We start from the raw sequence: 14,264 nt of genomic DNA, 5'->3' as shown, positions 1-14,264 counted from the left end.
GCCCAGGGCGGCAGGTACCGTGGCCGACGTGCTGGATCCCCTCTCGGCGCCACAGCGGGCACAACGCTCGGCCCTGGCGTTGGTGATCGTCGTGCTGCTGGCGCTGGGCGGCTCGACCGCGCAGGCGCGCCTTGCCGACGCGGACGGGACCGTCCTAGGAGGGACGCCTGCCCCGTTCGGCGTGGCCGGCGAGAAGGAGCTGGTCGTCGTCGACCGACCCGTCGTGCCCGAACCCGCGACACCACCGGTCGTGCCCGAGGCCGTCCGGGAGACGCCCGAGCCCGCGGGGACTCCCATCCCGGTCGCGCAGCTGGAGACCGTGGTGGAGGACGCCGAGCCGTTCGCCCCGGTGGACTCCACGACCAGGGCCGCGGTGACGGTGGACGTCGACGCCGCCTCCGAGGCGGTTGCCCGTGAGGTGCTGGCCGGCCTCGACGGGGTGGTCCACGTCGCGCGGGTGCAGCTGGTGACGACCACGCTGGGTGGGGTCGAGGCAGACGTCGCGGGTGTCGACCCGCTCGAGTTCCGCCCGTTCACGCCACCGGCGACCGCCGACCACGAGCCCCTGTGGAGCCGCATCGAGGCCGGCGACGTCGCGGTGACCCACGAGTTCGGGACCGTCCACGAGGTGCAGCTGGGGTCGATGCTGGGGGTGGGTGCGGTGCAGACCCCCATCCGGGTCGGGGCGTTCGCCACCAACGGCACCCCGCCGGTGGCCGACGCGATCGTGCACGCCGACCAGCTGACGACGCTTCCTGTGTCGTCGCCGTCGGCTCGGCTGCTCGTGGGCCTGGAGGACGAGGCCAGCCCGACGGCGACGGTCGAGGCGCTGGAGGACGCGGGCCTGGCGGCGGAGGAGATCGCGGACCCGCGCCTGCCGAACAGCCAGACGGTCGTCCCACCGGCCGGGATCACGCCGGAGAACGTGTGGGACCACCTGGCGATGTGTGAGTCCTCGGGCGACTGGCACATCAACACCGGCAACGGGTACTACGGCGGCATCCAGTTCCTGCCCGAGTCGTGGGCGTGGGTCGGCGGGACCGGCTTGCCTCACGAGCACACGCGCGAGGAGCAGATCTACCGCGGGACCCTGCTGTGGCAGATCCAGGGGTGGGAGGCGTGGCCGCAGTGCGCACGCAAGCTCGGCCTCATCGTCGACCCGCCCAGCGAGAACTGACTCGGCGGTCGGGCGTCGCCTCGTTGGTTGGGGACACGGTCGCGTATCCTGCCGTCGATGACTGGTACGACGACGGATCACGACAAGCTCCTCCTGCAGGCCTTCGGGCGCATCGAGGAACGGCACGAGGTCCCCACGGTGCAGGCGGCCGCGATCGAGGCACGCCTGACGTTCATGGAGGCCTACGACCTCGTGAACACGTTGTTCACGGCCGGCTACCTGACGCACGACCTGCGGCTGAGCGACGCGGGCAAGAAGGCCATCAAGTAGTGATCCCCGGTCCGGTCTGAACCGATCGGACGGCTCGTGCGTCTCAAGAGGGTGAGATGACACGACACGAGCAACGGGGTTGGGCCACGCCCGAGGCGTTCTGCGCCGACGTGCGCGGCCCGCTGGTGGGGACGCTCGAGCTGTACGTCGGTCAACGCACCACGGCGGAGGAGCTGGCGCAGGAGGCGTTGGTCCGGGCCTGGCAGCGGTGGGACCAGCTGGAGCACCCGCGGGCGTGGACCTACCGCTGCGCGTTCAACCTGGCGCGGTCGGGGTTCCGCCGACGGCAGGCCGAGCGCCGCGCGAACGCCCGGGTGCAGGCCATGTCATCTCGGGTGGTGGTCGACCCGGACGCGGCTGATGCGGTGGCGGTGCGTCGGGCCGTGTCGTCGCTGAGCGAACGCCAGCGCCAGGTCGTGCTGGCCCGCTTCTACGCCCAGCTGACCGTCGCCGAGACCGCCGACGTCATGTCGTGTGCGGAGGGGACCGTCAAGTCCTTGACCAGCCAGGCCATCGGTGCCCTTCGCCGTTCGGGCCTCGCGGTGGACGAGCCCGGCCTGGACCAACCTTCCGAGGTGGCGACCGATGCCTGAGCTGACCGACCTGCTGCACGGCTCGACGTCCCAGGACGACCCGTCCTTCGACGTCGAGGACGTCCGCGCCCGGGTCTCGGCGCGTGCCCGACGTCGAACCCTGGTCGGCGGAGGGGTGATGGCCGGTGTCGTGGTGCTGGTTACGCTGGCCGTCGGCGTGGGCATGCGGTCGACCCCTCCCGAGGTGACGGGGCTGGGGGACGCCTCGCCTGCGCGGCAGGGGGACAGCAGGACCTTCGCCGGTGTGGAGCTGCAGGTGGTTCGCGATGCCTCCGCCGATGCCGAGTCGCTCGTGGGCCACGCAACCCTCGCTGGTGGCGGTGCGGTCGGTGTTCGGCTGGACGGCACGGCCGTGTCGGTGACCTTCGAGTGCGGCAAGTTCGGGCTGATCGAGATCCGGGAGGCCGACACGACGGACGGGCCCCGCCTGCCGATCGGTGCGCTCGGCGAAGCCGCCGGACAGGAGGCCCGCAGGACCGGATGCGTGGCGTCACCCCCGCAGGGGACCCCCGACCGGTCGATCTACGGCGCGCCGTCGGCGGAGGCCCGCGCGGTGGGCTACGTCGACCACGTCGGAGCCGACCTGGTCGCGGAGATGGAGATCGCGGGCGTGGACGCCTGCTGTGCAGCGGTTCCGACCGAGGAGCAGCTGTTCGATCCCACGCCGTCCGACGCGTCGACCTTCCAGGCGGCGGCGGGCCGGATCGAGTGGGGGGCCGTGATCGATGGCCGTCCCCTGACGTTCACGGCTGACACGCTGGCCTGGTATCCGTCCGCGCTGGACCCCGTCCGGTCCCTCGAGCTGGCTGGCGGGCAGGTGGCGGCCAGCGGAGCCGGACCGGACATGATCGCCCTGTCCTGTGGCTGGCCGGAGACCATGCAGTTCGCCCTGGAGCCCGGCGACCTCGGCCGCGTCAACCAGCTCCTGACCACCATCGGCTGCACCCCGTCGGTTCCCCCGACCTTGCGTCCCAGCGCAGCCCTGACCACGCTGCTGGATGGGCTCGGGGTCGAGGTCACCGCGACGGTGCCCGAGCCGCCGATCGCCCGGGCCGCGGTGACCCTGTGGGACGGGGTGCAGCTGCTGGTCCGTTCGGGGGACCTCGACGAGATCGGCCTGCCCCCAGAGGTGCGGGAGAACGCCACCGACCCCAGCGCACCCCTCGCACGGATCGCCGGCGCGGGCGGCATGTACGGGGCAGTGCTGCAGTGCGGGACGATCTTCCATGCCATCCATGCCGACGGCGAGGACGGCGTCGATGCGGCAGCCGACCTGGCCCAGGCCATGGCCGACCACGAGGACTGCGGGCTGGACGTTGCCTTCGGTGCCCGTGCCGAGGTCCCGACCGAACCAGCGGTGGTCGACCCCGATCGGACCGACCCGGCGACCGTGAGGGACATCACCACGGCGGTCCAGCTGCTGGAGACTGTCGAGGCCAACGGGTTGCTGCTCGGCGAGCGGGTCGTCGACGACACCTCGACGTCGGTCACCTACACCCCGCCGGGTGCCGGCATGTCGGCGGTGTGGGTCAGCGTGGCCCACGAGGGGGTCGACCCCGGCTGGGTGGTCGACGGGGACACCGAGCTGGTGCCGCTGGCCGACGGCGAGGCGGCGGTGCTGCCGGACAGCGGGATGCTCGCCTTCGGCTGCGAGCAGGCGTCGGTGACCACGACGGGGCCGGGGGCGGGTGGCAGTGACCTGGAGTCGGTGGCCCAGTTCGCGATCGCGGCCGGCTGCCAGCCACGTCCGCCGGGCGTGCCGACCTCGTTCACCGCCGACGACGGGTCCGTGCTCGAACGGTGGCAGTCCATCCGCGAGGCCAGGGTGGGCGCGGCCATCGACCGGCTCGGCCTGGTGCAGTGCTGCGGCGAGCCGTCGCACGGCGGCTCGGGCGCCTCCACCGGGTTCGAGTGGGACGGCGGACCCGAGGTGTACGTGCAGGCCGGCCCGTTGCGGTTCACGGGTCCAGTTCCCGAACCGTTGACCGGTGTGGAGGTCGCGGTGGCCGGCGGCGTCGGCCGCTACGTCGAAGCCGACGGCCTGCCCACGACCGCGTTCGACTGCGGCGACACCGGCTACTCGTTGATGCTGGACTCGACCGACCCCGACGTGCACGTCGCCGCGGCCGAGCTGCTGGTCAGCGCCCTGGCCTGCACCCCCACGACCGGCTGACCACCCGCCCGCGCGCGTCTCCTCCTCCCCCGGTGTGTGCGTTCCCCTCCTCCCCAGGGCGTGCATGCCACCCACCCTCCGGGCACGTGTGGCCTACCCGGCCCGAGCAGGCGTCCATCGCGCACGCCGGCCGGGGGCGTGTGCGTTACCCCGCCGGAGGAGGTGGGGATCGCGCACGCCGTGTCGGGCCGAGGGGTCGACGGAGGCGCGGTTGGGCGTCAGCCGGAGCCGTGGGTGGGCTCAGCCTGAGCCGTGGGCGAGGGTCAGCCGGAGCCGTGGGTGGAGATGCCGCCGTCGACGGGGATGATCGCGCCGGTCAGGTAGGCACCCGCACGGGAGGAGAGGTACAGCACCGTGCCGGCGACGTCCTCCGGTGAGCCGATGCGGCCGCGCGGCACCACACCCTCGATGGCCTTCCGCGTCTCGGGGTCGTCCAGGGCGTAGGCCATCATCTTCGACTCGAACGGGCCCGGCGCGATGGCGTTGAACGTGATGTCCTCGTGGACCAGGTGGTGGGCCATGTGGCGGGTCAGCATGTGGATGCCGGCCTTGGAGGCGGAGTACGAGTAGTTCGGCGTGTCCGGCACCCGCCGCCCGTCGATCGACCCGATGTTGATGACGCGGGCCGGGTCCTCGGCCGACCCCGACGCCTTCAGCAGGGGCAGCAGCGCCTGGGTCAGCATGAACGGCGCCTTGACGTTGATGGCGAGCACCTTGTCGAAGCCCTCGTCGGGGAACTCCCCGATCGGCGCGCCCCACACGGCACCGGCGTTGTTGACCAGGATGTCGAGCTGGTCCTCGCGCTCCGACACGGCGGCCGCGAAGGCGGTGACGCCCTTCTCCGTCGACATGTCGCCGGGGATGGAGATGCACTCCCCGATCTCGCTCAGCTCTGCCGCCGTGGCGTCGCACGCGTCGGCCTTGCGGGCGGTGATGTAGACCCGCACCCCGTTGGACACGAGGCCCTCGGCGATCATCCTCCCGATCCCGCGCGACCCGCCGGTGACGACCGCGACCTTGCCCTCGACCTTGAACAGCTCAGTGATCTTCATGGGCGCAACCTAGTCCGACATGACCGCAGTCACCCAACCGAGCCCACCACCGGCCACCCAACCGGCCCCAACCGACGTGTGCGTTGGACGGCCCCAGCAGGCGGGCAACGCACCCACCCCCGGGCACCGTGCGCGATAAGCGCCCTCAGGGGGTGGGCAACGCACACACGCCGCCGGGGTGGGTGGCATGGGCGGCGCCAGGGGGCGGGCAACGCACACACCGCCCGAAGCGGCCGACCACGCCGACCCCCTGAGGCGGCCGAAAGGCCGACCACGCCGGCCAGCCCGAGCGGCCCGAGCCGGCGCCCCGAGACCTACAGGCGGGCGAGGTCGGTGATGTCGTAGGCGTAGCCCTGCTCAGTCAGGAAGCGCTGGCGGTTGGCGGCGAACGTCGCGTCGATCGTCTCGCGGGCGACCACGGTGTAGAAGCTGGCCTGCCCGCCGTTGGCCTTGGGGCGGATGATCCGGCCCAGGCGCTGTGCCTCCTCCTGCCGCGATCCGAAGGCGCCCGAGATCTGGATCGCCACGTTGGCCTCGGGCAGGTCGATGGAGAAGTTGGCGATCTTCGACACCACCAGCAGCTCGATGTCGCCGTCGCGGAAGGCGTTGAACCGCTCCTCCCGCACCGTCTGGGAGGTCTGGCCGGTGATCAGGGGTGCGTCGAGGTGCGTCGCCACCTGCTTGAGCTGGTCCAGGTACTGCCCGATGACGAGGATGCGGTCGCCGCGATGCCGCTCGACCAGCCGGTCCACCGCCTTCAGCTTCGCCGGCGCGGTCGCCGCCAGCCGGTAGCGCTGCTGCGGCTTGGCCGTCGCGTACGCCATCCGCAGGTCCTCGGGCAGGTCCACGCGGACCTCGGTGCATGTTGCCGGGGCGATCCACCCCTGCGCCTCGAGCTCCTTCCACGGCGCGTCGTACCGCTTGGGACCGATGAGGGAGAAGACGTCCTCCTCCCGGCCGTCCTCGCGGACCAGCGTGGCGGTCAGGCCCAGCCGGCGGATCGCCTGGATGCGCGACGTCGCGCGGAACACCGGCGCCGGCAGCAGGTGGACCTCGTCGTAGACCACCAGGCCCCAGGGCTCGCGGTTGAACAACGACAGGTGCGGATGGGCCAGCTCCTCGTCGGCGTCCTCGGCCACCCCGGGCTGGCGCCACGTGAGGATCTGGTAGGTCGCGACGGTCAGCGGCTTGACGTCCTTGGTCTCCCCCGAGTACTCCCCGACCTGATCCGCCGTCAGGTCGGTCTTGTCGATCGCCTCGTTGATCCACTGCCGGGCGGCCATCACCGACGTCGCGATGACCAACGTCTTGGTCCCCGCCTGCACCATCGCGGCCAGGCCGATGATCGTCTTGCCCGCCCCGCAGGGCAGCACCAGCACGCCGTTGCCGCCCGCGGCGGACCCATCGGCCCACCACGACGCCACCGCATCACCCTGGTAGGGCCGCGGTTCGCAGGTCAGGTCGATCGGCAGCTGTGCCCCGTCGTCGTAGCCGGCCTCGTCCGACGGCGGCCAGCCGAGCGTCACCAACGCCTGCTTGAGGGCCCCGCGGTCGCCGATTCGCACGGCGAAGCGGTTGCCGTCCAACCGATCACCGACCAGCGGCGCCACCCGGTCGTGGGCGACGAGGGTGTCCAGCAGCGACGGCTCGTCGGTGGTGATCGCCAGGCCGCCCGAGTCGAAGTCGCGTACCAGGCGCAACCGGCCGTAGCGGCCGATCTGCTCGGCGACCTCCGTCAGCACCGCCGGGGGGACCGGGTACTTGGCGAAGCCGGTCAACGTCGTCGTGGCCTCTGCCGCCGTCAACCCCGACGCCGCGGCGTTCCACAACGTCAGCGGGGTGATCCGGTAGGTCTGGATGTGCTCGGGGGCCTTGTCGAGCTCGGCGAACCGGGACAGGGCACCGCGGGCCTCCGCCGCCCGGGGCGCGGCCGTCTCCAGCAGCACCGTCAGGTCGGACTGCACGATCAGCGGGTTGGTCGGATCGGGCATGCCCGCCGGCGCCTGGCCGCCGAGCAGGCTCATCGGGACGCCCCCTCGGCCGCCAGCAGCTCCTCGGCGAGGGTCATCGTGTCGGGGGTGGCGCCTCGGTCGATCTCCTGCGGGAGCCCGGTGTCGTCCAGGGCCACCCCGCTGGTGCGTCGCGGCGGCACCAGCGCACCGTCGCCGTCCTCGGCCACCGCGATGATCCCGCGGGTCCGCAGCGCCTTGATCATGGCCTCGCGCGACAGCGGGCTGACCGCGACCGTCGGCGCCAGCACACGCAGCTTGGCGGCCGACACCGCCGCAGCCGCCGCCACGTCCGCCGGGTCGTCGCCGCGGAGGTAGGACCCCACGACCCCGGCCCGCACCCGACCGTGGCGGGCGGCCACGTCATCGACGGTGACCAGCACGTTGCCGGGTGGCGGGACGCTGGACGTCTCGGTCAGGAACGTCACGATCTCGTCGCGGGTCCGTCCGTCGGCCAGCGCCTCGGCAACCTTCTTCGCGGTGATGCGCCAGATCTGTGCGCCGGCGTCGGACTCGAGCTCGGCGATCGCCCCCAGCTGGCCGGCCACCCGCGGGGACAGGCCAGGTGGGGCGATCACGCTGTGGTCGGCCTGCACGACGATCTGCTCGACGACCGGCCCGAGCGCCAGCGTCGCCGCCTCGACCCCGCCGTCCCACAACGCCCTGGCGGCCGCGGTCAGGCCGACCGCACCGGAGGAGGGGACGAGGTCGAGCACCCGCAGGGCGGCGATGATCTGCTCGGCGCCGTGACGACCCAGCGCCTCGGGCGAACGCCAGTCGCACAGTTCGACCAGCGTCTCGTCGTCGACGCCGGTCCCCTGCTCAAGCGTGGACAGCACGTCGAGCACGACGCGGCGCTGCGCCATCGGCGGTGGCCACACCATCTCGCCGCTCCACCGGGTCGGCAGGCCCTCGTGCTCGTCGAAGGTGGACGCCTGGCGGTAGGCGGTCACCAGCGCCGACCACTGCTGCGCCGGCGGCCGCGACAGGAAGCCCGGCAGCGCCGGCGTGGGGGCCCATTCCCCCTCTTCGGTCTGTCCGAGCAGACCCAGGTCGATGGCCAGGTGGGCGAGCAGGCCGATGGACTCGGGCGTGACCCCGAACCCCTTGGCAGCCGCCCGGATCGGCCGCACCCCGAGGCCGCCCGACGCCAGGCCCGGTGCGGGTTCGCCGGCCCACAGCTCCAGCAGCATCTGCAGCCGTCGCAGCACCGCCGGGGTGCGCGGGCCGGGGTCGTGCAGCGGCTGGGGCTGCACCGGTGGCGGCGACAACGGCCAGTCGTCGAACATCCGCTCGCGCAGGCCGTAGGCCACGTCCAGCCACACGTAGGCCCGTTGCTTGGCGGTGTCCACGCCGGCCATCCCGCGCTGGACGACCTCGTGCAGCGGCCCGCCCCGACGGTCCCACGGGTCGAACGGTGGCAGGCCCAGGTCGGCAACCCGCTGGCTGCCGTGCTCGACCAGCACGTCCAGCACCCGCTGGGCGTCGGGGTCCAGCTGGTCGCGGATCCCCTGCGCCACGTCGCGTCGCCGCATCAGCTGGCCGACCAGCCGACGGCGATCCTCGTGGCGGTAGGGCAGGTCGTCGACCTCACCGAGGCGTTGCAGCAGCATGTCCAGGTCCGACCCCGACAGCGACTGCAGCGCGTCGTACATGCGGATCCCCGGGAACGGCACGTACCGCAGCACCCCCGGACGGAGGACCAGCCATTCGCCCTGCTCGTAGGCGGGGTGGGCCAGCAGGAGGTGGGCCAGCGCCGATTGGGCACGGTCGAGCTCGAGGTGGTTGCCCGCTTCGCCGACGACCTGCTCGCGTTCGACGGCACCGTCGTTGAGTGCGGCCACGAGCAGCAGCTGGCGCTCCAGCCGGTTGAGCGACCCGATGGTGGTGGTCACGCCACGAGGCGAGGCCATGAGCACGGCGAGGTGGGTCAGCGTGCGGTCGCTGCGGGTCACGAGCGGCCCGAGGTCGTAGTCGCTGGCCGGGGCGAGCGGACCGGTGCCGTCCAGCGACTCGGCAAGGGCAGGCACCCGCCCGAGCAGGGCGGCCAGGTCCGGGGCTGCCATCCTCCGCAACGCGGAGATCCGGTCCGACGAGGGGCGCATCCGGGGCAGCGTAGCCGTGCGGTGTGACATCCGCGGCGGTGGCAGAGGGCGACCAAACGGTGACAAGTCACCCATGAACGGCCCCGGTGCGGTACACAATGGACCCACGTGAAGATTCAGGCGTTCGGTCGCACAGATGTAGGCCTGGTCCGAGAACGAAACGAGGACCGTGCCCTCGTCGGCGAGCGCTTGTTCGTCGTCGCCGACGGGCTGGGCGGGCACAACGCCGGCGACGTGGCCTCGTCCATGCTCGTCGCGGAGATGGACGGGCTGGACATCCAGACGTTCGCCACGTCCGACGACGCCTACGCCGCGCTCGTCGCCAGCATCGAAGCGGCCAACAAGCGGATCCACCAACGGGCCGTCAACGAACCCGACCGCGAGGGCATGGGCACCACCGTCACCGCCGGACTGCTGCACGGCGACACGATGCTGCTGGCCCAGGTCGGTGACACCCGGGCCTACCTCAAGCGTGGCGATGCGCCCATGCGTCGCGTCACCCCCGACCACTCCTACGTCGGCGCGCTCATCGAGGCGGGCGTCATCACCGAGGAGGAGGCACGAACCCATCCCAAGCGGTCGGTGATCCTCAAGGCGCTCGGACAGGCCGAGGAGGTCGGGGTGGAGGCCGGCGAGCACGTCGCGCTGCAGGTCGGTGACGAGCTCGTCCTGGTCAGCGACGGGGTGCACGGGGTCATCGACGACGCCGAGCTGGAACGGATCGTGCACGACAAGCCGCTCATGGACGCCGTCGAAGGTGTCATCACGGCCGCCAGGGACGCCGGGGGGCCGGACAACATCACGATCGTGATGGTCCGAGTCCTCCCCGATGGCTGACGCCCCGCTTCCCGGGCGGGGCCTGCCGCAGGCCTCCGCGGAGGTCGCCGCGTCGCAGGCACGGCGCACGCTCCTGGCGTCGCTGGTCGTCACCGCCGTGCTGTTCGTCGTCCCCGGCGGCGAGATCGTCGGCTACCCGCTGCTGCTGATCTCCACCTACGTCCACGAGATGGGCCACGGCCTGGCCGCCATCCTCGTCGGCGGCAGCTTCGAGAACCTGCGGATCTACGGTGACGGCTCGGGCGTTGCGTTGACGGGCACCAGCGGCGGGCGCGTTGCCCGCGCGGTCGTCTCGGCCGGCGGGCTGGTCGGCCCGGCTGTTGCGGCGGCCATCGGGTTCACCGTGGGCCGCAAGGGCCTGTGGGCCAGGTGGTTCCTGCTCATCGGCGGCATCCTCGGCGTGCTCACCGCCGTGCTGTGGGTCCGCAGCCTCGTCGGATGGGCCGTGGCGCTGGGACTGGCCGGCATCTCCCTGGCCATCGCCCTGGGGATCAAGCAGCACCACTGGTCACAGCTGTGGCTGGTGTTCCTGTCGGTGCAGCTGGCCATGTCGGTGTTCTCCCGCTCCGAGTACCTCTTCGCCCGGACGGCCGCGACCGGTGCCGGGGTGGGCCGCAGCGACTCGGCGTCCATCGCCGACGCCCTGGTCGGCCCGTACTGGTTCTGGGGCGGGGTGTGCGGTGTGTTCTCGCTGCTCGTGCTTGCCTACGGCGCATGGATCTTCCTGCGAACCGCAGCGGGCGGCACCGCACGTGACGCCGTCGCCTGACCCATCCGCGCCGAAGGACGCCCCGCCCGCCCACGCCTCGCTGGCCGAGGTCGGTGCGGCGGTCGCCGCCTGCCGTGCCTGCCCGAGGCTGGTGGAATGGCGGGAGGAGGTCGGACGCGTCAAGCGCCGGGCCTTCGCCGACGAGGACTACTGGGCGAGGGGGGTGCCGGGCTTCGGCGATCCCACCGCCAAGCTGCTGGTCCTCGGGCTGGCCCCCGCGGCCCACGGCGCCAACCGGACGGGGCGGATGTTCACCGGCGACCGCTCGGGTGACTTCCTCTACGCCGCGCTGCATCGGGCGGGGCTGGCCAACCAACCCGAGGCGGTGGGACTCGACGACGGGCTGGTGCTGAACCGGGTGTGGATCACCTCACCGGTGAAGTGCGCACCCCCGGCCAACAAACCGACCGCCGCCGAACGAGACGAGTGCGCGCCCTACCTGGCCGACGAGCTCCGGCTGCTGCAGCCCGAGGTCATCCTCTGCCTCGGCCGCTTCGCGTGGGACGGGGCCTGGATGTTCCTCGGCAAGCCGCGACCCAAGCCCGCCTTCGGGCACGGGGCGGTGGCCGAGGTCGAGGGGTTGGCGTTGGTCGGCAGCTATCACGTCAGCCAGCAGAACACCTTCACGGGCCGGCTGACGGAGGACATGTTCGACGAGGCCCTGGGCATGGCGGTCGAGCTGGCGTACGGCTGAGGCGGTGGTCGGTCCCGGGCGGGGCGTACCCTGCAGCCGTGTCCGCCATCACCTCGCTGCTGCTCCGTTCGCCCCTGCATCGCCTGCGGTCGAAGAGCTGGGCCATCGTGTCGGTCGACGGCGGCGAGCCCGCCGTGGTGCGCCACCACCGCGACGGTGACCGCCTTGTCGTGCTCGGTGGGTCGTCGCAGGACTGGTGGCGCTCGATCCCGTCGGAGGGATCAGCGACGGTGACGGTGCGGCTGGCCGGCACCAACAGGTCGGGGGCGGCGTCCTTCCTCGAGGGCGAGGCGCTGGACGAGGCGATGGTGGCCTACCTGCACACCAACCCCGGTGCCTGGGCGGAGCTGGGGGTCACCCCGACCGCCACCGGCGACGACGTGGCGGCTGCAGCCCGCGAGGCCGCCGTCGTGGCCATCGACCTCCACTAGGGTCACTCCTGCCAGCGACGTTCCAGCGGGGCGATCGTCGAGGTGTGGATGTCGCTGGTGAGGTTGCCGAAGATGACCTCGTTGACGCCGACGAGGGCCCCGGAGGCGAGCGTGCGAGTGGCACCCGGGGGGAACCGGTCGGGATCGCCGGTGATGACGTCCTCCGGTGCGATCACGTCGGGGACCAAGCGGGCCCGGATGTCACCGTCGTCGAGCGCGTGCTGGATCGACAGGACCGCGAGCGCCGCACCGACGTTGTGGGCCTGCACCGGGATCTCCGCGTCCGCCCAGCCGGCCCCGGCCTCGGCAGCCGCCGCCATCCGGTCGCTCGGTTGCGGGTTGCGGTCCGGATCGGCAACGGCGAGGAGGTGTTCGACGTCCGACAACGACTCGTCCAGCACCGCCTCGGCGTCCTCGTCCCCGACCCGGTCGGTCAGCGCACGGCCGAGCGGCCCCATCACCGCAGCGACCGAGGTGCCCACCGAATCGAAGAAGCGGCCCTCCCACGACGCATCGTCGAGCAGCGCCGGTCCCCACTCGCGCAGACCTCTGGCCTGATGGGCAACCAGCAGCCGGGTCAGGGCTGCGACGTCCTGGTCCGGGGTCGCGCGGTAGGCACCGTCGACGAACGCCTCGATCGCCGTGGAGGTCAGGCCGGTGCCGTCGGTCGGGGCCGACTCGTCGACCAGCGCCGGGGCCAGCGCATCGGTCAGGAGGAGCACGGTCTCACCCGGGACGTCATTCGCGGACAGCAGCCCGGCCCCCACCGAAGTCAACAGCTCCGCCGGCATGCCTTCGGCGACGAGGTGCTCGGCCAGGACCGCCACCGCGGTGGGGTCGACATCGGCCTCGAGGAGCGCGCGCCATGCCTCCGGTCCCGTGTCGGCATCCAGCAGCAACGCCGTCGCCACGACCGGATCGTCGGTCAGGCTGCCGAGGACGGCGTCGGCGGTCGTGGCGTCCACCGCGACGCCGGCGTCATGGGCAACATCCACGAGGTGCGGCCCGGAGCAGCCGGCCAGGACGAGGGCGAGGGCGACCGCCCCCGCGGCACCCCACGACGTCACCTGCTGGCCTCGACGGCATCGCGGACGTCGTTGAAGATCGTCTCGTAGACGTGTTCGTTGACCAGCGCCACCTGCCCGTTGCCGAGGTCGATCACCCGTCCGGGGTCGGTGTCGGCCGGGACGGCGTCGAGCCCGACCAGCGTGACGGCACCGGTGTCGACCATGTGGGTTCGCGCATCGGGGTTGTCGACGAGGAGGGGCAACATCCCGGTGACCATAGCGTGGGTTTGCTGCTGGACCGACGGGGCCGCGATCTCCTCGGGGCTGACCGCCGAGGCCACCGACTCCGCGATCCATTCGGTGACCTGCTTGGTGACCTCGCGGGTCACCAGCTTGGCGACGGCACCCGAGGGGCCGGCCAGGCCGATGAGCGAGCTGACGAGCCCGGCGCCGGTGGTGAACGACGACGTGATGGCCGCCCGTGCCTCCTCGATCGACATCTCGTTGGCCACGAGCGCCTGCTGCAGCGGTCCCACCCAGTCGGTCAGCTCGTTCTTCAGCAGGTCCGACAGGGTCGACTCGCTGGTGAGGTTCGCGAGATCGGGGACCGCGGCGTCCTGGGCGGCGGCACCGAGGACGAGGTCGGTGATGACCTGCACCTCCGCGCCGTCCGCGCCGTCCAGCAGGTTGGTGAACAGCTGTGTGACCTGATCGCGGTCGAAGCCGTCGACCATGGTCCCGGTGTTCTCGAGGAGCTCGGCGAGGTGTGACTGCAGCACGACCGTCAGTGCCACCTGGATGTCGAGGTGGCCGGCACCGTCGGCCGCGATCGTCTGCGCCAGCGCCGCAGCCACGGTCGAGGCGTCGGCGTTGCTGTCGTGCAGCGCCGCGATGAGGACACCGATGACCCCTTCGTCGACGCCGTGGGCGTGTGGGTCGAGGTCCAGCAGCAGCCGGACGCGTTCGGCGAGCTGGTCGGCGTCGCCGGTGTCGAGGTAGGTCTGGACGGCATCGGGGTCGCTGGCGAGGGCGGTCAGCACGGTGGCCAGATGCTCGCCGAAGCCCATGCTCGGGAAGAACTCGTTGTGCCTCGGGATGAGGAAGAAGTCCCGGTCGGGCAGCACCTCCTCGGCGATGGCCACCAGCA

At 72.2% G+C, this 14,264-nt stretch carries 13 protein-coding genes; 8 read left to right on the top strand and 5 right to left on the bottom strand.

Annotated features, from left to right (window positions below; genetic code table 11):
- The first annotated feature begins 28 nt into the window (after window positions 1-28).
- From DVS28_RS29855 to DVS28_RS02370, 4 genes are read left to right on the top strand one after another with little or no spacing between them, the layout of a single operon-like run.
- The gene (locus DVS28_RS29855; RefSeq protein WP_281273511.1) at window positions 29-1,177 is read left to right on the top strand and encodes a transglycosylase family protein; all 1,149 of its coding nucleotides are present in this window, start codon (window positions 29-31) and stop codon (window positions 1,175-1,177) included.
- Window positions 1,178-1,234: 57 nt separating this feature from the next.
- Complete coding sequence (locus DVS28_RS02380) at window positions 1,235-1,447, top strand: hypothetical protein (RefSeq protein WP_114590031.1); 213 nt, start codon at window positions 1,235-1,237, stop codon at window positions 1,445-1,447.
- A gap of 56 nt (window positions 1,448-1,503) precedes the next feature.
- A complete protein-coding gene (locus tag DVS28_RS02375; protein WP_114590030.1) occupies window positions 1,504-2,040 on the top strand; it encodes an RNA polymerase sigma factor in 537 nt (178 codons plus the stop codon).
- Window positions 2,033-4,213, top strand: a complete 2,181-nt coding sequence (locus tag DVS28_RS02370; RefSeq protein ID WP_114590029.1) for a hypothetical protein — start codon at window positions 2,033-2,035, stop codon at window positions 4,211-4,213. Before DVS28_RS02375 ends, DVS28_RS02370 begins: the two co-directional genes overlap by 8 nt.
- Window positions 4,214-4,476: 263 nt before the next feature.
- On the opposite strand, the gene DVS28_RS02365 is transcribed toward DVS28_RS02370, so the two are convergent.
- The 3 genes from DVS28_RS02365 to DVS28_RS02355 form a co-directional block, all read right to left on the bottom strand.
- Window positions 4,477-5,259, bottom strand: a complete 783-nt coding sequence (locus tag DVS28_RS02365; RefSeq protein WP_114593945.1) for an SDR family oxidoreductase — start codon at window positions 5,257-5,259, stop codon at window positions 4,477-4,479.
- 320 nt (window positions 5,260-5,579) lie between these two features.
- A complete protein-coding gene (locus DVS28_RS02360; protein ID WP_216826344.1) occupies window positions 5,580-7,289 on the bottom strand; it encodes a DNA repair helicase XPB in 1,710 nt (569 codons plus the stop codon).
- Complete coding sequence (locus tag DVS28_RS02355) at window positions 7,286-9,379, bottom strand: helicase-associated domain-containing protein (protein WP_164709836.1); 2,094 nt, start codon at window positions 9,377-9,379, stop codon at window positions 7,286-7,288. The genes DVS28_RS02360 and DVS28_RS02355 overlap by 4 nt, the downstream gene beginning before the upstream one ends.
- Before the next feature lie 108 nt (window positions 9,380-9,487).
- On the opposite strand from DVS28_RS02355, the gene DVS28_RS02350 reads away from it, so the two are divergent.
- Genes DVS28_RS02350 through DVS28_RS02335 form a run of 4 tightly spaced genes read left to right on the top strand, consistent with a single transcriptional unit; the run spans window position 9,488 to window position 12,110 of the window.
- Entirely contained in the window at window positions 9,488-10,216 is a 729-nt protein-coding gene (locus DVS28_RS02350; RefSeq protein ID WP_114590027.1) for a PP2C family protein-serine/threonine phosphatase, read from the top strand.
- The gene (locus DVS28_RS02345; RefSeq protein WP_114590026.1) at window positions 10,209-10,985 is read left to right on the top strand and encodes a M50 family metallopeptidase; all 777 of its coding nucleotides are present in this window, start codon (window positions 10,209-10,211) and stop codon (window positions 10,983-10,985) included. Before DVS28_RS02350 ends, DVS28_RS02345 begins: the two co-directional genes overlap by 8 nt.
- Window positions 10,969-11,679: a uracil-DNA glycosylase gene (locus DVS28_RS02340; RefSeq protein ID WP_114590025.1), complete on the top strand. Its 711-nt coding sequence runs from the start codon at window positions 10,969-10,971 to the stop codon at window positions 11,677-11,679. Before DVS28_RS02345 ends, DVS28_RS02340 begins: the two co-directional genes overlap by 17 nt.
- 38 nt (window positions 11,680-11,717) lie before the next feature.
- Window positions 11,718-12,110, top strand: a complete 393-nt coding sequence (locus tag DVS28_RS02335; RefSeq protein WP_114590024.1) for a hypothetical protein — start codon at window positions 11,718-11,720, stop codon at window positions 12,108-12,110.
- A 2-nt stretch (window positions 12,111-12,112) separates the two neighbouring features.
- Here DVS28_RS02335 and DVS28_RS02330 read toward each other — a convergent pair whose 3' ends face one another.
- Window positions 12,113-13,177 carry a hypothetical protein gene (locus DVS28_RS02330; RefSeq protein ID WP_114590023.1) on the bottom strand — a complete coding sequence of 355 codons (1,065 nt, stop codon included), beginning with the start codon at window positions 13,175-13,177 and terminating at the stop codon, window positions 12,113-12,115.
- Window positions 13,174-14,259: a hypothetical protein gene (locus DVS28_RS02325; RefSeq protein WP_114590022.1), complete on the bottom strand. Its 1,086-nt coding sequence runs from the start codon at window positions 14,257-14,259 to the stop codon at window positions 13,174-13,176. The genes DVS28_RS02330 and DVS28_RS02325 overlap by 4 nt, the downstream gene beginning before the upstream one ends.
- Window positions 14,260-14,264 lie beyond the last annotated feature (5 nt).

This window comes from Euzebya pacifica, assembly GCF_003344865.1.
Taxonomy (GTDB): Bacteria; Actinomycetota; Nitriliruptoria; order Euzebyales; family Euzebyaceae; genus Euzebya; species Euzebya pacifica.
The sequence above is the reverse complement of the archived record's forward strand: the minus strand, read 5'-3'. Positions and strand labels throughout refer to the sequence as shown.

Bases quoted from the DNA above. Each gene is read 5' to 3' on its own strand.
- DVS28_RS02345 (WP_114590026.1), top strand. From the start codon at position 10,209: ATGGCTGACGCCCCGCTTCCCGGGCGGGGCCTGCCGCAGGCCTCCGCG.
- DVS28_RS02380 (WP_114590031.1), top strand. From the start codon at position 1,235: ATGACTGGTACGACGACGGATCACGACAAGCTCCTCCTGCAGGCCTTC.
- DVS28_RS02375 (WP_114590030.1), top strand. From the start codon at position 1,504: ATGACACGACACGAGCAACGGGGTTGGGCCACGCCCGAGGCGTTCTGC.
- DVS28_RS02355 (WP_164709836.1), bottom strand. From the start codon at position 9,379: ATGCGCCCCTCGTCGGACCGGATCTCCGCGTTGCGGAGGATGGCAGCC.
- DVS28_RS02370 (WP_114590029.1), top strand. From the start codon at position 2,033: ATGCCTGAGCTGACCGACCTGCTGCACGGCTCGACGTCCCAGGACGAC.
- DVS28_RS02360 (WP_216826344.1), bottom strand. From the start codon at position 7,289: ATGAGCCTGCTCGGCGGCCAGGCGCCGGCGGGCATGCCCGATCCGACC.